The 20,133-nt window shown below is 36.5% G+C and carries 20 protein-coding genes and 1 pseudogene; 3 read left to right on the top strand and 18 right to left on the bottom strand.

Features of this window, described 5'->3' with window-relative positions; all coding sequences use genetic code 11:
• Positions 1 to 6: 6 nt before the first annotated feature.
• The 13 genes and pseudogenes from APRE_RS03150 to APRE_RS03095 form a co-directional block, all read right to left on the bottom strand.
• A complete protein-coding gene (locus APRE_RS03150; RefSeq protein ID WP_015777552.1) occupies positions 7 to 990 on the bottom strand; it encodes a hypothetical protein in 984 nt (327 codons plus the stop codon).
• A complete protein-coding gene (locus tag APRE_RS03145; RefSeq protein ID WP_015777551.1) occupies positions 990 to 1,601 on the bottom strand; it encodes a DUF5633 domain-containing protein in 612 nt (203 codons plus the stop codon). Before APRE_RS03145 ends, APRE_RS03150 begins: the two co-directional genes overlap by 1 nt.
• A 170-nt stretch (positions 1,602 to 1,771) precedes the next feature.
• Positions 1,772 to 5,869: a PolC-type DNA polymerase III gene (locus tag APRE_RS03140; protein WP_015777550.1), complete on the bottom strand. Its 4,098-nt coding sequence runs from the start codon at positions 5,867 to 5,869 to the stop codon at positions 1,772 to 1,774.
• Entirely contained in the window at positions 5,850 to 6,920 is a 1,071-nt protein-coding gene (gene ispG / locus APRE_RS03135) for a flavodoxin-dependent (E)-4-hydroxy-3-methylbut-2-enyl-diphosphate synthase (RefSeq protein ID WP_015777549.1), read from the bottom strand. Before ispG ends, APRE_RS03140 begins: the two co-directional genes overlap by 20 nt.
• Before the next feature lie 10 nt (positions 6,921 to 6,930).
• On the bottom strand, positions 6,931 to 7,944 hold the full coding sequence (locus APRE_RS03130) for a M50 family metallopeptidase (protein WP_015777548.1): 1,014 nt from the start codon (positions 7,942 to 7,944) through the stop codon (positions 6,931 to 6,933).
• 9 nt (positions 7,945 to 7,953) lie between these two features.
• Complete coding sequence (locus tag APRE_RS03125) at positions 7,954 to 8,730, bottom strand: phosphatidate cytidylyltransferase (RefSeq protein ID WP_015777547.1); 777 nt, start codon at positions 8,728 to 8,730, stop codon at positions 7,954 to 7,956.
• Entirely contained in the window at positions 8,727 to 9,425 is a 699-nt protein-coding gene (locus tag APRE_RS03120; protein WP_015777546.1) for an isoprenyl transferase, read from the bottom strand. The genes APRE_RS03125 and APRE_RS03120 overlap by 4 nt, the downstream gene beginning before the upstream one ends.
• Before the next feature lie 192 nt (positions 9,426 to 9,617).
• Positions 9,618 to 9,827 (bottom strand): hypothetical protein, encoded by a 210-nt coding sequence (locus tag APRE_RS09790; protein ID WP_174250194.1) that lies wholly within the window; start codon positions 9,825 to 9,827, stop codon positions 9,618 to 9,620.
• Between the two features lie 133 nt (positions 9,828 to 9,960).
• Positions 9,961 to 10,413: a P27 family phage terminase small subunit gene (locus APRE_RS03110; RefSeq protein WP_015777545.1), complete on the bottom strand. Its 453-nt coding sequence runs from the start codon at positions 10,411 to 10,413 to the stop codon at positions 9,961 to 9,963.
• Positions 10,414 to 10,607: 194 nt separating this feature from the next.
• A complete protein-coding gene (locus tag APRE_RS03105; RefSeq protein WP_004816384.1) occupies positions 10,608 to 10,814 on the bottom strand; it encodes a helix-turn-helix transcriptional regulator in 207 nt (68 codons plus the stop codon).
• A gap of 9 nt (positions 10,815 to 10,823) precedes the next feature.
• Positions 10,824 to 11,141: a DUF6442 family protein gene (locus tag APRE_RS03100; protein WP_015777544.1), complete on the bottom strand. Its 318-nt coding sequence runs from the start codon at positions 11,139 to 11,141 to the stop codon at positions 10,824 to 10,826.
• A gap of 208 nt (positions 11,142 to 11,349) precedes the next feature.
• Positions 11,350 to 11,418, bottom strand: a pseudogene (locus APRE_RS10075) (HNH endonuclease); the annotation flags it as partial.
• Entirely contained in the window at positions 11,412 to 11,735 is a 324-nt protein-coding gene (locus tag APRE_RS03095) for an HNH endonuclease (protein WP_476692290.1), read from the bottom strand. The gene APRE_RS03095 and the pseudogene APRE_RS10075, both read right to left, overlap by 7 nt.
• Before the next feature lie 161 nt (positions 11,736 to 11,896).
• Here APRE_RS03095 and APRE_RS03090 point away from each other — a divergent pair, with 161 nt between their 5' ends.
• Entirely contained in the window at positions 11,897 to 12,154 is a 258-nt protein-coding gene (locus tag APRE_RS03090; RefSeq protein WP_015777543.1) for an AbrB/MazE/SpoVT family DNA-binding domain-containing protein, read from the top strand.
• On the top strand, positions 12,154 to 12,420 hold the full coding sequence (locus tag APRE_RS03085) for a type II toxin-antitoxin system RelE/ParE family toxin (RefSeq protein ID WP_015777542.1): 267 nt from the start codon (positions 12,154 to 12,156) through the stop codon (positions 12,418 to 12,420). The genes APRE_RS03090 and APRE_RS03085 overlap by 1 nt, the downstream gene beginning before the upstream one ends.
• A 470-nt stretch (positions 12,421 to 12,890) precedes the next feature.
• Here the strand turns inward: APRE_RS03085 and APRE_RS03080 are convergent, their stop codons facing one another.
• From APRE_RS03080 to APRE_RS03065, 4 genes are all read right to left on the bottom strand, one after another.
• Positions 12,891 to 13,202, bottom strand: coding sequence for a hypothetical protein (locus APRE_RS03080; RefSeq protein WP_015777541.1), 312 nt, complete (start codon positions 13,200 to 13,202; stop codon positions 12,891 to 12,893).
• A gap of 352 nt (positions 13,203 to 13,554) precedes the next feature.
• Positions 13,555 to 14,733 carry a GspE/PulE family protein gene (locus tag APRE_RS03075; protein ID WP_015777540.1) on the bottom strand — a complete coding sequence of 393 codons (1,179 nt, stop codon included), beginning with the start codon at positions 14,731 to 14,733 and terminating at the stop codon, positions 13,555 to 13,557.
• Positions 14,733 to 16,262, bottom strand: coding sequence for a YifB family Mg chelatase-like AAA ATPase (locus tag APRE_RS03070; RefSeq protein ID WP_015777539.1), 1,530 nt, complete (start codon positions 16,260 to 16,262; stop codon positions 14,733 to 14,735). The genes APRE_RS03075 and APRE_RS03070 overlap by 1 nt, the downstream gene beginning before the upstream one ends.
• Positions 16,246 to 17,163 carry an RluA family pseudouridine synthase gene (locus APRE_RS03065; protein ID WP_015777538.1) on the bottom strand — a complete coding sequence of 306 codons (918 nt, stop codon included), beginning with the start codon at positions 17,161 to 17,163 and terminating at the stop codon, positions 16,246 to 16,248. The genes APRE_RS03070 and APRE_RS03065 overlap by 17 nt, the downstream gene beginning before the upstream one ends.
• A 482-nt stretch (positions 17,164 to 17,645) precedes the next feature.
• On the opposite strand from APRE_RS03065, the gene APRE_RS03060 reads away from it, so the two are divergent.
• Positions 17,646 to 18,470: an exodeoxyribonuclease III gene (locus tag APRE_RS03060; RefSeq protein ID WP_015777537.1), complete on the top strand. Its 825-nt coding sequence runs from the start codon at positions 17,646 to 17,648 to the stop codon at positions 18,468 to 18,470.
• A gap of 258 nt (positions 18,471 to 18,728) precedes the next feature.
• On the opposite strand, the gene serS is transcribed toward APRE_RS03060, so the two are convergent.
• Positions 18,729 to 20,018, bottom strand: a complete 1,290-nt coding sequence (serS, locus tag APRE_RS03055; protein ID WP_015777536.1) for a serine--tRNA ligase — start codon at positions 20,016 to 20,018, stop codon at positions 18,729 to 18,731.
• Positions 20,019 to 20,133 lie beyond the last annotated feature (115 nt).

Raw genomic sequence — 20,133 nt, 5'->3', positions numbered from 1 at the left:
TTAGGTTTATCTCCATTCATATACAGCAGGGGAGATTTCATAAGTTTCAGTTTTCTTTTCATATCCAATTAGTTTTTTGATTTCTTTGTATTTGTCAAGGTCTCCATAGTTACCCATAATATCATTTTGTTCTACGAAATTATAAGCCTCTTTATAAGAGTCAAATTCCCAGTAATGAATGTTTTCTTCACCAGTTTCTTGATATTCAGATAGATAGAAACCTCTAACAAACGCCATTTGTTGGTATTCTGTCTTATAGATTGGTTTAGATTTGTCTTCAACTTCTCTAGTTCCAATTTCAGCATCTTTTACCTTAACGTATGTTTCGATAATTTCATCTGTTGGTTCTACTTTATTGATTACTTTTTTATCAATTAGTTTATCACCTTCATAAGTTAGTTCGTATTCAATAAAACCGTTTGATCCAGCTTGTGCAATTCTTGTCTCAAGATTTGGATCGTTCACAGCTCTTTTAGTTTTGAATGGAATTTCTTCTTTTAGAGTTGTTTTAGTAACTTTTGGTTTTTCTTCTGATGGTTTGTTTTCATCAGTTGGTTTATCTTCTTCTTTTGGTGGGGTTTGTTCATCATCGGAAGGTTTATCTTTGTTATCTTCTTCGGATGGTTTATCTTCATCTTTATCAGAAGGTTTTCCTTTTTCAAGTTTTAGTTTATATGTTTCAAGCTTTCTGATTAAATTTTTAGCCTCAACACTTTTCATATAAGCAGGGTTTAAAACTTTTAGTTCTTCTTCTGTAGGTTCTGTAGGGTTAGAGTTTCTAATCCTTTCAACAGCAGCATTAATAGATTCGTCTAAATCAGTTTTAGAATCTTTAAGCTCCGCTATAGCCTTTTCAACTCTTTTAAGTTCTTGTTCGTTTTCAACATATCTTATTTCTGTGTCGGCATAAGCTTTATATGTTGTGGTCGCTCCAGTTACAAGACCAAGACCTAATGCTAAAATTAATGCTTTTTTAGTGTTTGCTTTCATTATTTATTCTCCTTTTTGCTAAAACCAAGTGCTCCGATTGATGCAACAAGAACCCCCGCTGTTCCAATTAGTGGTTCTATTCCCGTTTTAACATTAGAAGAATTGTTTGCTACTTGTTTATTATTCTCTTTATTTTTGCTTGTATCTTCCTTAGATGTTTTTGTGGATTGTTTGCTTGTATTATCTTTAGTGTTATCTGTTGTATTTTCACCATCTTCCCACAAGTGGAAATAATATTTACCATCTACACCTTTTGATACGCTAAATGATTTTTTGTTTGGTGAATTTTTTAAAGCTTTTTTACCTGCTGTTTCAGCTTCTTCTTTGCTATCATATCCTTTGCTTTCTAAAGCTCCACCAGTCAAATCATCACTATGGTCTTTGTCATCTTTTGATGGTGTAGAAGGTGTTTCATTATCATTTGGCTTTTCTTCACTTTTACCCCTTCTAATCTTATCAACTTCCACTATATGATTTTTCATTGACTCTGTTAGTTCACTTGCTTTTTGCAGATCACTTTCGAGCTCTGCATTTGCGTAAGCTGGTTGTGCAAGTAGACCAGTCCCTAAAGCAAGGGCAAGACTTGCACCTATTAATTTATTTTTCTTCATAATCATTCTCCATTTCTTCTAACATTGTCATTTTTATATCATAAATATTATATATATATATATATATTGTCAATTATTTTCTTAGTATTTTCTTAGTTTTTCTAGGAAATGTCTTTTTGTGTAAAAAAAAGAGCCCCCAGGCTCTTTAATTATTTATTTGATTTTTATAACTAAAACATCCCATCAAACAAGGACATCTGGTTTTTCTCTTGGATACCGTCAATTATGCCCAAGGATTTGAGGCTGTTTATGGCGTTTTTGTTTACTGAAGTTCTTGTTTTGAGGTCTTCTAAGGAAATAAATTCGCCTTTTTCTCTTTCCTTTACAATATCAATAGCCATTGCTTCACTTACATCATCTACTGCAGAAAGCGGAGGTAGGATGTAGCCTTTTCTATCACTTAGGAGGAACTTCTTCGCATCTGACTTGTAGATATCTGCCTTTTCAAGCTTAATCTCCCTTGCTGCCATCTCTTCAGCTACTTCGAGGACAGTTCTTATTTGCTTATCCCTTTGAGAAAGATCAAAATTTCCTGCATATTCCTTAAGAGCTCTCTGAATACTTTCTAGACCATCTATAATTGTAGAGTACTTGAAGTCGTTGATCTTGGTATTGAAGTAGGTCGCATAGAAGGCTTCAGGGAAGTATACCTTGTAGTAGGCAATCCTGTAACTCATCAGACAATATGCGACAGCGTGGGCCTTTGGGAAAAGATATTGAATCTTAAGACAAGACTCGATGTACCATTCAGGCACCCCATTTTCCCTCATATACTCTAGGATTTCATCAGAAAGAGGCTTACCCTTTCTTACCTTCTCCATGATAGAGAAGGACTTTTTCTTATCTAGCCCCTGTTGGATAAGGGCGTTCATTATATCATCACGAGTAGAGATAATCTCGTCAAAGCCTGCTGTGCCATTTCTTACTAGGTCTTGGGCATTGTTAAGCCACACATCAGTTCCGTGAGATAGGCCCGAAATTCTCGTCATCTCCGAAAACTTGGTTGGGAAGGTATCCTTAAGCATGGACCTTACGAAGTTTGTACCAAATTCTGGTATGCCCAAGGTTCCAATCTCGTTGTTGGAAAAGTCGTGCTTGATATCAAGACTTTCTGTGGAAGAAAATATCTTCATAACGTCAGGATCTCCCATAGTAATCTCTAGGGGATTGGTTCCCGTTAAGTCCTGTAATGCTCTGATTATTGATGGTACATCATGGCCTAGAAGGTCTAGCTTTAGGAGGGTTTCGTGCATCATATTGTAGGTGAAATGCGTTGTCTTAATATCTCCACTTCCATCATCAGCTGGATATTGGATAGGACAGATATCAAATATGTCTATATCATCTGGTACTACAATTAGCCCACCCGGGTGCTGGCCGGTTGTTCTTTTGACATCCTTAAGTCCTCTTTGGATTTTTCTTACCTGAGCGTTTGTAAATTCCACCTGATAGTCTTCGCTGTATTTTTTTATATAACCAAAGGCAGTATTATCCTGGATCGCTCCTATGGTTCCTGCTCTAAAGACCTTACCCTCACCGAAGAGGACCTCGGTATATTTGTGAATAGTAGGTTGGTATTCTCCTGCAAAGTTTAGGTCTATATCTGGTTCCTTATCACCCTCAAAGCCCAAGAAGACCTCGAATGGTATATTGTGACCATCCTTTTTCATCATGGTTCCACATTCAGGACAAGCCTTGTCTGGATAGTCGATTCCTGCTCCTAAAAGATCTTCTTCGAAAAACTCCGAATGCTTGCAATTAGGACAAACATAGTGAGGAGAAAGTGGGTTTACCTCGGTAATATCTGCCATGGTGGCAGCAAAGGAAGAACCAACAGATCCACGCGATCCTACTAGGTAGCCGTCTTCGTTAGACTTACCTACAAGCTTCTTAGCTATTATATAAAGAACAGCATAGCCATTAGAAATAATTGAGTTAAGCTCACGGTTAAGCCTATCCTCTACTATCTTTGGTAGGGGGTCTCCGTAGATTGAATGGGCCTTGGCAAAGCAAGTATCCCTAAGCTCTTTATCAGATCCTTCTATTTTAGGTGGGAAGGTCCCTTTAGGAATTGGCCTAATATCTTCTATCATATCGACAATCTTCCTTGGATTTCTTATTACGACATCCTCAGCATCAATTGGATTTAGATAGGAGAAGTCATCCATCATCTCCCTTGTAGTCCTAAAATAATAAAGAGGCTCATCCTCATGATACCTAAAATACTGACCCTTGTGGAGGATATTTCTTAGGATATAATCATCCTTTTCCAGATATCTTACTGCACCAGTTGCGACTGCAAGCTTATTATCTTCCTTAGCAAAGTCTAAGATTTGCTTATTTATTTCTATAACCTGGTCGATATCACGGATCTTACCCTTATTTACCATGTCATTATAGATTCCTAAAGGAGCCATTTGGTAGAAGTCAAAGAGGTCTCTAATCCTATTAAGGTCCCTTTTGCTTCTCTTATTTTGCAAATGTGAAAAAAGAATTCCTTCATCAGATCCTGACCCTACTAGGAGGCCTTCCCTATACTTTTCTAAAACTGAGATTGGAGTTTTGGCCTCGGAATTAAAGTAATTCATCCTAGATTCTGATATAAGTTGGTAGAGATTTTTAAGGCCGACCTTATCCTTAGCATAAACTGTAGCTGAGAAGTACTCGTGCTTTGACTTAGGCCAGTGGCTTTTAAGCTTGTTAATAGTAGAAAGATTTATCCCGTCTTCTTCCATAATCATCTTAAACATCTTGATGAAAATCTGAGCAGTAGCCCTAGCGTCATCGCTTGCCCTATGGTGGTTGAAGGCAGGGATTTCTAACTTTCTTGCAATCTTATCTAGGGAGAACTTCTTCATATCACTAAACAAGGCCCTAGCCATTGGAAGAGTATCCAGATAGATTGGGTTAAAGTCTAGCCCCATCCTGTGGCAGTTTTCCCTAACAAAGCCAACATCGAAGTCGGTGTTTTGTCCTACTAGGATTGAGTCCTTGCAGAAGTCCAAAAATCCTGGAAGGACTTCCTCGATTGTAGGGCAGTCTTTTACCATCTCGTTAGTAATACCAGTTATTTCGATGATTTTTTCTGGAATAACCATCTCAGGATTTACCAATTCATTATAAATTTCTGTAATCTTTCCGCCTTCTACCCTGCAGGCTCCGATTTCTGTTATCCTATCCTTGTAGCGGGAAAGACCTGTTGTCTCAAGGTCAAATACGACAAAGCTTTCTTCTTCTATATTTTTAATCTCGGAAACTTCCCTATCGCTTAGATTGGTAAGAACTCTCAGCTCATCTTCTACTAGAAGAAGCTCAGCTCCAGGAAGCATCCTTATCCCTTCCTTAGAAAGGGCTTCGTAAAGATCTGGAAGGCCTTGGAGGGTTGCTGTATCAGTAATACCAACAGCTCCCATCTTCCAGTTTTTTAGGGTGCTTACCAGGTCCTTATTGTCTACAAAACCATCGAGGTTAGTCATCTTAGTATGGACCTCTAGCTCAATTCTTTTATCAAGAGCTGTATCAGTCCTTTTGCCGAGTATTGCATCAACCATACCATTTACTGTAAATACATCCTCGTGGGCGAAATCATCGTAGTTTAGGACTCCCTCGACCATGACTTCCGACCCTTCCCCCAAGGTTTCGAGCTTGTAGTTATTCTTAGCATTTGCAAAAATCTTACAAGAAATAGCATCAGTCTTATCTTCAAGGTCGAAGGTATAGATAAAATATCCACCCTTGGTCTCGAATACATCTAGGCCGTACACCTTTCCTATTAGGGTAGAATTAACTCCCTTTCTTTCGTAAAGATCTCTGATATCTATCACATCTTCCTTGATTTTCCTACCAAAGTTGATGTTATCTACGTGAATCTCTTCCTTCTTTTCTTCTTCCCTATTTTGGATAGTAAAATCTATGGCGTCTTGGACCCTAGCCTCTCTTTCCTTGATTAGGCGTTCGGTTTCGCTAAGGGGAGGCTCTTCTATTACTTTTTCCTCGGATTGAGTATTACTAGGGCTTGTTTCTTCTAAAGCATCTCTCTCATCATTATCTGAGACGTTTCCATCTTCGACTTCTTTTCTTCGTACATTTATTTCAAGGCTTACGAAGGAAAAATAGTCATAGAGCTTCTCTCTTTCTTCTCTTGTGAAGTTATAGCTATCAGATTCAATCTCAAGGCTTAGGATATTGGTCTTAGTAAAGTAGATGGCCTCTACTACAAAAAAACTCCCCTCCTTGACATCTATTAGATTATGAAGGTCTATTCTCATCTTCTTTGCTTTCTTTGAGAGTCTCTATCAAAGTATCTACTATCTCATCTTCTCTAACTTTCTTAATAGTCTTGCCATTCTTAAAGAGAAAGCCCATGCCATTTGCTGCAGAAATTCCATATTCTGCTTCCTTACTCTCTCCTGGTCCATTTACTGGACAACCCATGATGGCAACCTTAGCAGAGATATCTAGACCCCCACTCTTCTCTTCTACTTCCTTTACAATTTCATGAAGATTTACTGTAGTTCTTGAGCATGTTGGACAAGATACTATATCTAGGCCATCTCGTCTTAGGTTAAGGGCCTTAAGGATTGCCTTTCCTGCCTTAACTTCTTCTAGAATATCTCCTGTGATTGAAACTCTGATAGTATCTCCTATCCCATCTTTTAGTAAAGAACCTATGCCGATAGAGGATTTGACAAGGGCTTGGTACAAGGGACCTGCTTCTGTTACACCAAGGTGGAGTGGGTAGTCAACCTTATCTGATAATTTCCTGTAGGCATCGATCATTGTATTTACATCGCTTGACTTAACAGAAATTTTGATATCGGTAAAGTCCATCTCCTCTAGGATCTTTACTTCCTCTAGGGCACTTGCTACTAGGGAGTCTGCGTTTACTCCACCGAATCTATCTACGATTTCTCTCGATATAGAGCCTGAGTTTACCCCAATCCTTATAGGGATGTTTTTCTCCTTGCACTTATCTACAAGAAGCTTAACCTTATCACTACCTCCTATATTACCAGGATTGTATCTTAGACAATCACAACCATATTCTACCGCTGCAAGGGCAAGCTTATAGTCGAACTGAATGTCTGCAACAAGTGGTATATTAGTTCTTTTCTTAATCTCAACAATTGCCTTGGCATCTTCTATGGAGTTAATAGCAGATCTTGCTATATCGCAACCCGCTTCTTCTAGGGCATTGATCTGCCCTACTACCTTTTCGATATCGCTTGTCTTTGCTGTTGTCATTGATTGAACAGAAATAGGAGAGTCGCCTCCTACTGCAACATCTCCTACATAAATCTTCTTAGTTTTCTTTCTCATTTTATCTCCTTTAGAATAGATTAATTATATCTTTTATTGAAATCACAAGTATCAGTCCCAAAAGAATAACGAAACCTGCTACTGTGATTTTTTCTTCAAATTTCTTGTTAACACGCTTGCCTGTAACCATCTCATAAAGAGCGCTTACTATCTTTGATCCGTCTAGGGCTGGTATTGGAAGGAGGTTAAATACTCCGAGGTTGACACTGATATAGCCTAAGAAATATAAAAGGCTCATCAAACCATTTTGGGCTTGGTTACCGAGCTCCTTTACCACTCCAACGGGACCTGAAAGGGCTGAAAAGGCGATCTTTCCTGTAAAAAGTCTACCCAATACTACAAAGATTAAGGCAATGTTTTTGCCTGTTTCGACGAAGCCCAGCTTAATAGCCTCGAAGACTCCAGCCTTTCTTAGCTTTGACTCTATTCCTAGATAGTAAGACCCATTTTCTTCCATAGGACTTATCTTGTAAGTTTTGCTCTCATTACCGGATAAAACTTCTAGGGAAATGTCTTCATCCTTATCCCTATTTTTGTAATATTCGTTTAGGATAGGAGAAATATCGGTAAAGCTTGTTACATCTTTCCCAGCAAGCCTTACTACTTCATCTCCTAGCTTAACACCAGCAGCTTCGGCAGGAGAATCCTTACTAAATCCTCCGATTGTTTTTGTAGCAACGCCAGTATTTAGAGCAACTACAAAAAATATAAGAACTGCAAGGAGTAAATTCATCAAAGGTCCTGCAAGTATTGTAAGAAATTTACTCTTGGCAGGTGCCCTATCGTAGGACCTAGGATCTGAACTTTCATCATCCTCTCCTTCCATAGCGCAATATCCGCCTATTGGTATGAGTCTTAGGGAATAAAGAGTCTCCTCGCCCTGCTTTTTAAAGATAGCAGGCCCCATACCAATGGCGAACTCATTTACCTTTATTCCAGATGCCTTCGCTAGAAGGAAATGTCCAAATTCATGAATAAGAATCAAGAATAAGAACATAACTATAGCTATAATTATTTTACTCATCAACTCTCCTTATAATCTTGAAAATAAATATAAAACTGGAGCTATAAAAAGCATAGAATCAAATCTGTCGAGGATTCCTCCATGGCCTGGAATAATATGGCCAAAGTCTTTGACTCCAGTTTTTCTCTTAATAAATGAAGCTATCAAATCCCCAATTTGAGATAAAACAGCTGCAATAATCGTAAAAATTATGACTTCGTAAATCTTAACACCAAGGCCAAATTCATTTACGAAAATCGAATTGAGGATACAAGCCCCTACTATTCCACCGAAAGATCCCTCGATGGTCTTGTTGGGACTAATGTGCTTTATAGATTCAAACTTATGCTTACCCATAGTTGAACCTACAAGATAAGCAAAGGTGTCTGAACCCCAAGCTGTAATATACAAAAGCCATACGAAATTTACATCCTCTATCCTTAATATATGACTCATCAAAAGTGATACATAAAGTAAGACAAAGGATGTCGCAAAGCCATCATATAGGCTGTAATGACCCCTCAAGATAATATACATCATCATAAAAATTACAGAAACTACAAGGCTTGCTATATAAATATCAGAATTATTGATATAGGCTGCAAGCATGATTATCGTATTAGTCACATACAAAAGCTTCATAGGAAGAGTAATCCCAACCTTTGCCAGAGCCTCTTTCATCTCATGAAGGGCAATATAGGAGAAGATCATAACCCCAATAGCTAGGGGAATCCTTCCTAGAAATGTTATTAGAATCAAAAGAGCAAGGATTATCGCTCCACCGATTGCCCTATTAAACAAGTTCATGACAAGGCCCCGTATCTTCTATTTCTCCTAGAAAACTCCTCCAAGGCCTCATCAAAAGCCTTCCTATCAAAGTCAGGCCACAAGGTATCTGTAAAATAAAACTCCGCATAGGCAAGCTGGTAAATCAAAAAATTTGATAGTCTAAGCTCCCCACCTGGCCTAATAAGAAGGTCAGGGTCTGGTTGATCTTTGGTATATAGGTAGGAAGAAATCATCTCTTCTGTAATATCTTCCTTACTTATCCCATCATCCATCATGGCCTTAAAGGCGTGTACTATCTCGTCACGACCCCCGTAGTTTAGGGCGATGTTTAAGGTAATCTCATCATTATCCTTGGTATCTTCCATAGCCCTTATACAAATTTCTTTAGTAGAAGCTGGGAGCTTTTCCAAATCTCCTATGAAATTAAGCTTACAATTTTCCTTCATCAAAATATCTAGCTTGCTCTCAATAAACTTAATCACAAGCTTCATCAGATAATTGACTTCCTCGAGAGGCCTCTTCCAATTTTCTGTCGAAAAAGCGTAAAGAGTCATATACTTAACTCCACGCTTTTTTGCATAAAGACAAATGTCTACGACATTCTCGGCCCCATTTTTGTGACCGTAAGTCCTAGGCATATGCTTCTTTTTTGCCCATCTGCCATTCCCATCAAGGACTATGGCAACATGAGTCGGTATATTTAAATTATCCATAATCATTCCTTTATCTTTAATCTTTTCTCATTATACTCAAAGCCTTCTCCTTTTTCTATCGATAAGAAAAAAGGAATTAGGAAAAAGGGCCTGTTCAGAATAAATAAAATTATGATTTTACTGGCTTTCTTATTAGTGCTTCCTATAAGATCTATTATATTTTTATATATTTAAACACATATTAAAAATAAATCAATCCCTGTCTTCATAAACAAATTCACTTATATCATTTCCACATCTTATCTTTTCTTTTTGATTCTTAGATAAGCGGATATCCTGTTTTAATATTTTAATATCTGCTATGACATCTCCTCCTAACCTCTTAATCGCTGTTTCAATTTCTTTTTTATTTAGATTGCAGTCCGTTTCAATAATCACATGACAATTTCCATGTTCCTGCAAAACTTCAACTGCTATTTTAGAATTTTATTTTTCCTTATATGATAAATCTACAATTGATTCTGCAATGCAATTCGCTATTTTGTCTGGATGCTTTGGATTTACTTTTTCAAACAATATAATTACCTCCTTTGCCTTAAAAATTTTCCATCATATCTTCTCCATAGTCTTCATAAACTTCAGTACAGTTCTCTTTCACAATGTCATAAATTTCATACCATAAAAGGTTGGCTGTTTTTTGAAACTGATTAGACATCTGCACAAAGGGAGATGCAATAACTCCACCACTTGTAGGATGCTTTCCTAAAAGACCAAATTGACTTATTGCCTTTTCACATTGAATGTATCTTGTAAAAGCCTGGGAGTAGGATTCTAATAATCTTGAATTTACTAAGGTTTCACAGTTCCTCTGTTTTAACCAGCCCCAAGTCTCTTTATATATTTCATCAGCACCAAGTGGTATTCCATTTCTTTGCTTTGCAGATAGATAATCACTTGGTGTAGGCATATCCGTTCCATAAAGAACAGCCCCATCTGGTAAGTCAACTGCATCTATTTCTTCTGGATTAAATGTTGGAATATCATTCATTAGTATTTCTACTTTTTTACCTTTTTCTATTTTTCAGCAGCAGGCTGTGGTTTCCCCCCCTGCTTTTACTCTTCTTCCACCTCTGTATGTTCCGTCTTTAGCGATAAGATCACCTCCTAATACTTAAATATAAAATCTCCCTTCAATAAACAATATTGTTTACTGTAGGGAGATTTTAGTTTAACTATGTTTGTCTAAAAATAGAAAAGATCCTCAAATTTCTTTTCTAAAGCAATGCAAAGTATCAATGCTAATTTAGCAGTAGGGTTAAATTGACCAGTTTCAATTGAGCTGATTGTGTTTCTTGAAACACCCACCTCATCAGCTAACTGTTGTTGTGAATAGCCTTTTTCTTTTCTGACTTCTTTTAAATGATTTTTGAGAACTAGTTTATCATCCATAATCCATCACTACTTCAATGTTATAAGGTTAGCTACAAATAAAGCAATTCCTATAATCGCCATAAGTATCCCCAATAACAATTGCTTTCTTTCTTTTAGTTTTGCATACTTTACGAGTTCTTTAGTTGCTTCAATACTAAAATAAATACTTAGTATTCCATAATTAAAGGAATTGAAGAAAAAAGCTTCAATTCCAAATAGGATGGCAGCAACAGCTAATCCGATTTGGCTGGAAACTTCGCCTGCCTTTTTAAAAATATCAACCATCATCTCATCGTGATTTCTATACTCCTCACGACTTCTTGCTAAAACTTCATCTCTCTTCATATTCATTCTCCTTTACACTTTTGCCAAGTTTACTTGGCATTTATATTATATCATGCAAAGTTTTATTGTCAATAGTCAGAATAAATATTTTGATTTTTGAATGATATTCTTTAATACCCTCTTTGAACCCGTTTTTTTGTGCGTCAGAGGGCGGCACCGTTGGTAGTGAAATCTGTCCTAGAGATTAAGGCTCCCCTCCCCACGAAAACTACCCTCCAAATCTATCCCCACTCTTTGCATGAATCTTTGAGTGACAAGATTTACTAAGACTCATAAGATTGTCTTCGTCATTAGTTCCACCACGAGAAAGAGGAACATGTGATGTACTTCCTCTACCTTTGTCATTCTATTTTCTTTTAAACACATCTCACAAAGTGGATGCTCTGCTACATATTTTTTTCTAATAACTCTCCACGCTTTTACATATCGCTTATGAGTTTTAGGGTCTCGTTTATATTTTTCATAGTTCTTATTGTATTCTTTTTCATGTTTCTTACAGAATCGTCCATCAACTAACTCTGGACATCCTGGATGTGAACATGGTCTCTTAGGTTTTCTCGGTATTTTAACACCGCTAAATATTAAAAGCCTCAAAGATTAAATCTCCAAGGCTCATTTTATTATTATTTTGCTATTCAACTATACTACAACTACTTACTCTCATTATATCAACTTTACTCTCCACTTGACTTTTTTCTCAGAAGAAAATATAATTTAGTTAGAAAGTATGAATTTCTAACTAAGGAGGTTTTGTTATGTTAGTTGAACTAAAAGCTAAATCACAAGTCACTATCCCAAAAGACATAGTAAACTCTATGGAATTAAATCAAGGGGACCAGTTTGAAGTCATAGAAGATAACGGTAGAATTGTACTTGTTCCAGTTGCAATCTATCCAGAATATGTCATAAAAAATTTAAAAGCTGAAGTAAAAGAAATTAAAGAATCTATAAAAAATGGGACTCAACCTGTTTTTGATTCTATCGACTCTCTATTCGAGGAGTTAGACAATTAATGTCCTATAAAATTACTTATTCGAAAGCCTTTAAAAAACATTACAAAAAACTATCTGACACTGAAAAGAAACAGACTAAAAAGAAACTTAAATTTTTCATAGAAAATCCTACTCATCCATCTTTAAGAACTAAAAAGATACAAGGTACAAATGGAATATGGGAGTCTTCTGTTAACATGGATATTCGAATTCTTTGGTTCTATGAAAATAATGAATTGATATTTCTTTTAGATATTGGACACCATGATATCCTGGACAAATATTAATATCCAATGTTATAAGGTTTAGAAGATTCTTATTGTAAACAATTTGATTATTATCTGTTATCATTAAGGTTTCATTACCTTTTTTGCACAATTATACGGACTCTATAATTTCTCATTATTCATATATTAGTATATAATAGGAATAGAAATTGTAAATATTATTATAATAGGAATAAACTTGAATAAGCTAAAAAATATGAGAAACTAGTAAATAAATTTAATTCTTAAAAAGAAAAATACGAAGATTTATGTGCTCAAATCCAAGACAAGGAACCTAGAAAACTAAAATATGACTTCTTTATCAAAAAATTAGATACCCTTAATCCTCTGGACGAATTTGACCCTATTCTTTGGAATTTAATGCTTGACAAGATGGTAGTAAATGAATATTTGAGTTTTGAATTTATTTATTCAAAAAGGATTTAAAAATAGAACTTGTAAGGATTATCTCTCACAAGCTCTATTTCTATCTAAATATCTAATTCTAATACTCTAAAATTGAATTTATCGTTTAACTTATCTAGCAATTCATCAAATATATCCGAATATATATCTTTTATCTTTTTTACTTCTTCTGGTTTTTCCTTGCCTAGGTAAGAGAATTCTTTTTCGTTATTTAAAAATAAGTTATCATACAAATCTTGTAATTTTTGAATTTTTTCACAAAATTCCCTATCCAAACCCAATTCCTCCGCACCTATATCATCTACAATAAATCCCTTACTATCTAATTCTTGAAGAGAATAAGAACCCCATTCTAATCCTACACTAATTGTTTTCATGTGATATTTCCTTGCTATTTAGACTTAATAGTAAAATATTACCTTCATTAATAATAATTATTGCAAGATTTACTTGTTCTTGATTATACATAGCTTCTTATTTCACTCGTAGTCGATTATTATATCTTGCCAGATATCCTATATTCTTACAATTTTATATTGTTTTAGAAAACTAGGCATATTCTCTTTTTTATCCCCTTCCCAGTAAATTAATCTCTAAAGCTCTCTATTTAGAAAAATTTGATGTGAAAATTTATGAATAATTTGCTAAGATGGGTGCGAGTGGAATTTCATTCATCTACACTTAAGTCTATGATTAATAGCTATTATTTAATAATTTCCAAGAAAATCCCTAATCCACATCCAAAGCCCCAAGGACTTCTTCAAAGCTTGTTTTCCCTTCTAGGACTTTATCTATGCCGTTTTCTAGCATTGATTTGAAGCCTTCTTTTTTCAGTTTTTCTTTTACTTTACTAGTAGAATCTCCTTCTTCTCTTAGAATTTCTTTTAATTCTTTGTCTACTAGGATGACTTCCTCCACGGCTTCTCTTCCTAGGTAGCCATTTTGGCATTTGTCACAGCCATTTGGTCTGTAGATTATCTTATCTCTTGGGATTTTCTGGTATTGGCTTACTATTTCGTATTCGTTATCTGTCATGGTGTCTTTCTTTTTGCAATCGCAGAGCTTTCTTACTAATCTTTGACTTGCCAAAAGACTTAGGGCCGATCTTATAAGATAGTCTTCTAATCCTAAGTCTTTAAGTCTAACGATTGATGAGAGGGCATCTTTTGTGTGAAGAGTTGTTAGGACCATGTGGCCTGTTATCGCTGCTCTTATGGCGATTTGGGCAGTTTCCCCATCTCTTATTTCTCCTATCATTATTATGTCGGGGTCTTGTCTTAGGATTGACCTTAGAGATTTGGAGAAAGTAAGACCGATTTTCTCATTTACAGAAACTTGGTTAATTCCTTCGATCTTGTATTCAACAGGGTCTTCTACGCTTATGATGTTTTCCATACCAGTATTTAATTTGTTTAGGAGGGCATAAAGACTTGTGGACTTACCTGATCCAGTTGGTCCTGTAAATATTATCATGCCGGATCTTTTCTTTAGGACTTGGTCGATTTTTCCTATAGAAGAATCAGAAAATCCTAGGAGCCTACTTGTCTTCTTAAACTCATCTATGGATAGGATCCTTAGGACTATCTTTTCGCCATTTACTGTATTTAGGCTCGATACCCTAAAATCTATTCCATCAAATTCTTTTAGTCTTAGGTTGGCATCTTGGGGACGTCTTTTCTCTGATATATCCATCTTTGCCATTAGCTTGATTTTACTTACAAGCTTTTCATATTGGGAGAGATTTATCCTCATATATTCCCTAAGCTCTCCATCTACCCTAAGCCTTATTTTTGAATAATCGGCAAAGGCTTCGATGTGAATGTCGCTCGCCCTAAGTTTTATGGCATTTTTTATGAGATTTTTGATAAATTTATCTATGTTTGTCCCAATCACTCTTGCCTCTGCCATTAATTGCTCCAGTATTTGTCATCCAAGGACCTGTAACGGATTGCTTCTAGGAGGTGTTTGGATTCTATTTCCTTACTTCCTTCAAGGTCTGCTATCGTCCTTGACATTTTAATTATCTTGTTGAAGGATCTAACTGAGAAATTGTATTTGTTAAAGGCCATCTTGGCGATTTTTTCTACATCCTCTGATAGCTTAATATATTTTTTCATCTGATTAGTATTTAGCTCTGAGTTTGTGGAAATCTTATCGTTCTTGTATCTTTCTTCCTGGATAAGCCTTGCTCTTACAACTTCTTCCTTAAGCTCACTTGATGACTTGGACTTACTATCATCCTTTAAGTCTTCATATTTGACAGGCTTTATCTCTATATGTATATCGATTCTATCAAGTATAGGAGATGAAATCTTGTTGAGGTATCTCCTTATTTCATTAAAGGAGCAAGTACATTCCTTCAAGGGATTGCCGTAGTTACCGCATGGGCAAGGGTTCATGGCAGCAATTAGGATAAAGTCTGCTGGATACTTTACTGAAGCCTGGGACCTTGCTACATTTATTTCCTTGTTTTCTAGGGGCTCTCTTAGGGCTTCTATTACATTTTTCCTGTATTCTGGGAACTCATCTAGAAGAAGTACTCCCTTGTGGGCTAGGGTAATCTCTCCTGGTCTTGGTACGGAGTGACCTCCACCTATGAGAGCTACTTCGCTTGATGTGTGGTGGGGAGCTCTGAAGGGCCTTTCACTAACGAGATGTCCACTATCAAGGAGTCCCATGATAGAATAAATCTTCGTCACTTCTACCTTCTCGTCAAAGCTCATATCTGGAAGGATGGTTGGTAGATGCTTGGCAGAAAATGTCTTTCCGGAACCTGGAGCTCCGATCATTAGCACATTGTGGTTACCTGCCGCTGCAATTTGAAGTGCACGCTTTAGGCTTTCTTGGCCCTTAAGGTCCTTGAAGTCATAATCATAAGTTTTCTCTTCAGTGATTTTACTTAAATCTATCTCGTAAGCTTTGACCATTTTTTCCTTATTCAAAAATGCTACCAGGTCGTTTAACCTATCGAAAGGGTAGATCTCTATATCTGAAATTATGGCGCACTCGTCCTTATTATCATCAGGAATTATAAATTTGGTAAAACCTAGCTCACGCATGGCTATAACCATGGCAAGAGCCCCTCTTATGGGAACTATCCTTCCATCTAGGGAAAGCTCGCCTAAAATTATGTATTCTTCGTAGTCGAAGTTAATTACTCCCATAGAGCCTAGAAGAGAAATAGCAATTGGTAGGTCTAGTTGGGTTCCTTCCTTCTTAAGATCTGCTGGGGAGAGGTTGATTGTAATCCTTCCTGCTGGAAATCTATATCCAGAGTTAAGTAGGGCGACTCTTACCCTGTCTCTTGATTCCTTGATCGATGAGTCTGGAAGACCAACTATAGTAAAGGAAGGAAGGCCTGATGTTATGTCAGATTCTACTTCTACAAGTTTGCCATCAAGGCCAATAAGGGTTGTCGTGTTAGTTTTCGAATACATCTTTATCACCTAATCCTAATATTTTCTGATATTTCAAAAAGTCTTCGTGAGGGATTGCCTCATAGGTCACATAGTCTCCCTCCATATTTTTAAAGCCAACTTTGCCACAGTGAAGGAGTTGATGGTCGAGATTAAATTTGTGCTTGACATTGCCATAAACAGGATCTCCCAAGATAGGGTGATTGATATGGGTCATGTGGACTCTAATCTGATGGGTCCTTCCTGTTTCTATCTTTATCCTTACAAGAGAAAAACCCTCTACCTCGCTTATGACCTCATAGTGGCTTACTGCCCTTCTTCCAGTATTTCTTACAGCCATCTTCCTCCTGTTGTGGACATCCCTATCCATGAAATTATCGATGGTTCCCTTTTTCTTATCGAAGTTACCGAAGACTATGGCGTAATAGTATTTATCGACCTTTCTTGTCTCGAACATCTTCTTGAAATACTTATAGGCTTCGTTAGTTTTCGTTATGGCTATTAGTCCTGTCGTATCCTTATCAAGCCTGTGGACAATGCCTGGCCTATCGTCACCTCCTATGTGAGAAAGTCCATCATAACCGTATCTACCAAGAAGACCATTTACCAGGGTTCCTGTAATGATTTTCCCTGCTGGGTGAACTATGACATTACTATCCTTATCGATAATGGCGTAATCATCATTCTCATAAACAATCTTTAGTTCCATATCTTCTGCCTTAAGTTCTGGCACATGGAAAAGAGAGTCGTCGATTTCTATCTCATCTCCCTCGCTTAGCTTAAAACTAGGCTTAACGAAAGAATTATTCACTTTTATTTTCTTATCCTTGATGAAGTCCTTAATCTTCTCACGAGGGATCTCCTCGAGCTCATCAGATATAAACTTATCAATTCTTATTATTTCATCTGCAATCATTATCATATTAATATTATATCATTTAAGAGTCTTTTCTTAAACTAATTAAAATCTAAAAATAGGAACACAAAAAGGAGAGCAGTTAAGCTCTCCTTTTTGCCCGGTTTTTTCGAGATTAAGATGATATGGAGGGGTACTAATTCTCAATTCATCAATAAGCATTTCTCAGTTTGCCTATTCTCTTAACAGGATCTAATGAATCTATATCCGTTGTACTAATACTTTACCGTTAAAATCATAAGTTACAGCCAACGGATTATCTTTATTTCAGTTCATTTTTTATTTCTATGATCAATTTAAAAATATTAAGTATCAAAATGATCACATTTAGAAATTCTATTAAATTCATTAGACAACCTTCTTGACCATAAAACCTTGTTGTTTTAACAGAGTAATATACTCTTTTCCTTCTATAAAAAAGCTTTATTTGCAAATAATTAGATTTATCCTATAATTATCATAGTAAAAGAAAATGTAAAGGAGACTTAATGAAATTTATTTCTTGGAACATAGATTCTCTAAATGCTGCCCTAACTAGTGATTCCAAAAGAGCAGTAATGAGTAGAGATGTTCTATTAACTATAAAAAATGAAAACCCTGATGTAATAGCCCTTCAAGAGACCAAGCTTCCTGCAAATGGACCTAGCAAGAAGCATGTTGAAAAGCTTAGTGAATTCTTCCCAGATTATGATTATGTATGGATTTCCTCAAGACCAGGTGCTAGGAAGTCCTACGCAGGAACCATGACCCTCTACAAAAAGGGCCTCGATGTAAAGGAATCCTTCCCTGAAATCGGTGCTCCTGATACAATGGACCTAGAAGGAAGAATCCTTACCCTAGAGTTTGAAGACTTCTACTTTACCCAAGTCTATACACCTAATGCAGGTGGCGAGCTTAAAAGACTTCCCCTAAGAGAAGAATGGGATAAGCTATATGCGGACTATCTAGCAGAGCTTGATAAAAATAAGCCTGTCATAGCCACGGGAGATTTTAACGTAGCCCATGAGGAAATCGACCTTGCTCATCCTGAGAATAACCATATGTCAGCAGGATTTACAGATGAAGAGAGAAGAGGCTTCACTAATCTTTTAAATAGGGGCTTTACTGATACCTTTAGACATCTTAACAAGAACCTTGAAGGAGCCTACACCTGGTGGGCCCAAAGAGTTAAGACAAGCAAGATCAATAACTCCGGCTGGAGGATTGACTACTTCCTAGTATCTGATAGGTTAATGGAAGATGTGATAGATTCTACTATAATAGATTCTGGAGACAGACAAGACCATACACCAATAATGCTTGAAATTAAATAAGAAAAATCGTCCCTCTTGGGAAGCCAGATTTAATAAATCATAGTAAGCCTCCAAGATTTGGGACGATTTTTATTTGTTAATATCGATATTTTTTATTTTAATTTAAAACTTTCTTAGCTTAAGGATAAGGCTACAATATCATTTATCCTTGTTAGAATTTTCTTACATGATGATAGCAATTACCCTTATAAGGAATTTCAAAAATTCTCATCATTAAAAATCCGCAGATAAGATAGCTTACCCACGGATATTATAGTCCTATTTATTTTTTGGCTCGATTTTGTCCTTACCACCCATATACATTTGAAGTGGTTTAGGAATCTTCACGCTTCCATCTTCTTGGATTAAGTTTTCTAGGAAGGCTATTAACATTCTTGGTGGAGCTACTACAGTATTATTTAGGGTGTGAGCAAAGTAGGTTCCATTCTCTCCCCTTAGTCTAATACCTAGTCTTCTTGCTTGGGCATCTCCTAGGTTAGAGCAGCTTCCTACTTCGAAGTATTTCTTTTGTCTTGGGCTCCATGCTTCAACGTCGCATGATTTAACCTTAAGGTCTGCCAAGTCTCCTGAACAACATTCTAGGGTTCTTACTGGAATCTCTAGGCTTCTAAAGAAGTCAACTGTGTTTTTCCATAATTCATTGTAAAGGGTTTTGGAATCTTCTGGCTTACAGATTATTACCATCTCTTGTTTTTCGAATTGGTGGATTCTGTAAACTCCACGTTCCTCTATACCGTGAGCTCCTACTTCTTTTCTAAAGCATGGTGAATAAGAGGTCATTCTTAGTGGCATTTTTTCCTCTTCATTGATTGTATTTATAAACTTACCAATCATTGAGTGCTCACTTGTACCTATTAGGTAAAGATCTTCTCCTTCTATCTTATACATCATATCTTCCATCTCAGAAAAGCTCATTACTCCAGTAACTACATCAGATCTAATCATAAATGGTGGAATGTAGTAAGTATAGCCACGATCGATCATGAAGTCTCTAGCATAAGAAAGAATTGCTGAGTGAAGTCTTGCTATATCTCCTCTTAGATAATAGAAACCAGCTCCAGATGTATCTCTTGCAGCATCTAGGTCTACCCCATCGAAGGTCTCCATAATGTCGATGTGATAAGGAATTTCGTAGTCAGGAACTACTGGCTCGCCGAATTTTTCTATTTCGACATTTTCTGTATCGTCCTTTCCTATAGGAACACTATCGTCGATAATTTGTGGAATTACTTGCATTCTCTTTTTGACTTCTTTGCCGTACTCTTCAGTCTTGGCTTCGATATCAGTTAGCTTATCGTTAATTTCCTTAACTTGAGCTTTAGCTTCTTCTGCTTCATCTTTCTTGCCTTGGCCCATAAGAGCTCCGATTTCTTTACTTGTCTTATTTCTTTCGCTTCTTAAGTTATCTCCCTCAGTCTTAAAAGATCTAAGTTTTTCATCAAGTTCTAAGACTTCGTCAACTAGGACTAGCTTTTCGTCTTGGAATTTCTTCTTGATGTTTTCTTTTACAAGTTCTGGATTTTCTCTAAGTAATTTAATATCAATCATAATTTCTCCTTTAAACAATAAAAAAAGACCCTCCCCAATTGGGACGAAGGTCTCGTGGTGCCACCCAAATTATGCAAATATCTTTGCCTTAATTCATATATGCTCAAAGCTAGAT

The sequence above is a fragment of the Anaerococcus prevotii DSM 20548 genome, from assembly GCF_000024105.1.
In the GTDB taxonomy this organism is placed as follows: Bacteria; Bacillota; Clostridia; order Tissierellales; family Peptoniphilaceae; genus Anaerococcus; species Anaerococcus prevotii.
This window is presented reverse-complemented; position numbering and strand designations above follow the sequence as displayed.

Excerpts from the sequence above, each read along its gene's own strand:
- APRE_RS03150 (WP_015777552.1), bottom strand. The coding sequence starts at position 990 with ATGAAAGCAAACACTAAAAAAGCATTAATTTTAGCATTAGGTCTTGGT.
- APRE_RS03145 (WP_015777551.1), bottom strand. The coding sequence starts at position 1,601 with ATGAAGAAAAATAAATTAATAGGTGCAAGTCTTGCCCTTGCTTTAGGG.
- APRE_RS03140 (WP_015777550.1), bottom strand. The coding sequence starts at position 5,869 with ATGAGAATAGACCTTCATAATCTAATAGATGTCAAGGAGGGGAGTTTT.
- ispG (WP_015777549.1), bottom strand. The coding sequence starts at position 6,920 with ATGAGAAAGAAAACTAAGAAGATTTATGTAGGAGATGTTGCAGTAGGA.
- APRE_RS03130 (WP_015777548.1), bottom strand. The coding sequence starts at position 7,944 with ATGAGTAAAATAATTATAGCTATAGTTATGTTCTTATTCTTGATTCTT.
- APRE_RS03125 (WP_015777547.1), bottom strand. The coding sequence starts at position 8,730 with ATGAACTTGTTTAATAGGGCAATCGGTGGAGCGATAATCCTTGCTCTT.
- APRE_RS03120 (WP_015777546.1), bottom strand. The coding sequence starts at position 9,425 with ATGGATAATTTAAATATACCGACTCATGTTGCCATAGTCCTTGATGGG.
- APRE_RS03110 (WP_015777545.1), bottom strand. The coding sequence starts at position 10,413 with ATGAATGATATTCCAACATTTAATCCAGAAGAAATAGATGCAGTTGAC.
- APRE_RS03105 (WP_004816384.1), bottom strand. The coding sequence starts at position 10,814 with ATGGATGATAAACTAGTTCTCAAAAATCATTTAAAAGAAGTCAGAAAA.
- APRE_RS03100 (WP_015777544.1), bottom strand. The coding sequence starts at position 11,141 with ATGAAGAGAGATGAAGTTTTAGCAAGAAGTCGTGAGGAGTATAGAAAT.
- APRE_RS03090 (WP_015777543.1), top strand. The coding sequence starts at position 11,897 with ATGTTAGTTGAACTAAAAGCTAAATCACAAGTCACTATCCCAAAAGAC.
- APRE_RS03085 (WP_015777542.1), top strand. The coding sequence starts at position 12,154 with ATGTCCTATAAAATTACTTATTCGAAAGCCTTTAAAAAACATTACAAA.
- APRE_RS03080 (WP_015777541.1), bottom strand. The coding sequence starts at position 13,202 with ATGAAAACAATTAGTGTAGGATTAGAATGGGGTTCTTATTCTCTTCAA.
- APRE_RS03075 (WP_015777540.1), bottom strand. The coding sequence starts at position 14,733 with ATGGCAGAGGCAAGAGTGATTGGGACAAACATAGATAAATTTATCAAA.
- APRE_RS03070 (WP_015777539.1), bottom strand. The coding sequence starts at position 16,262 with ATGTATTCGAAAACTAACACGACAACCCTTATTGGCCTTGATGGCAAA.
- APRE_RS03065 (WP_015777538.1), bottom strand. The coding sequence starts at position 17,163 with ATGATAATGATTGCAGATGAAATAATAAGAATTGATAAGTTTATATCT.
- APRE_RS03060 (WP_015777537.1), top strand. The coding sequence starts at position 17,646 with ATGAAATTTATTTCTTGGAACATAGATTCTCTAAATGCTGCCCTAACT.
- serS (WP_015777536.1), bottom strand. The coding sequence starts at position 20,018 with ATGATTGATATTAAATTACTTAGAGAAAATCCAGAACTTGTAAAAGAA.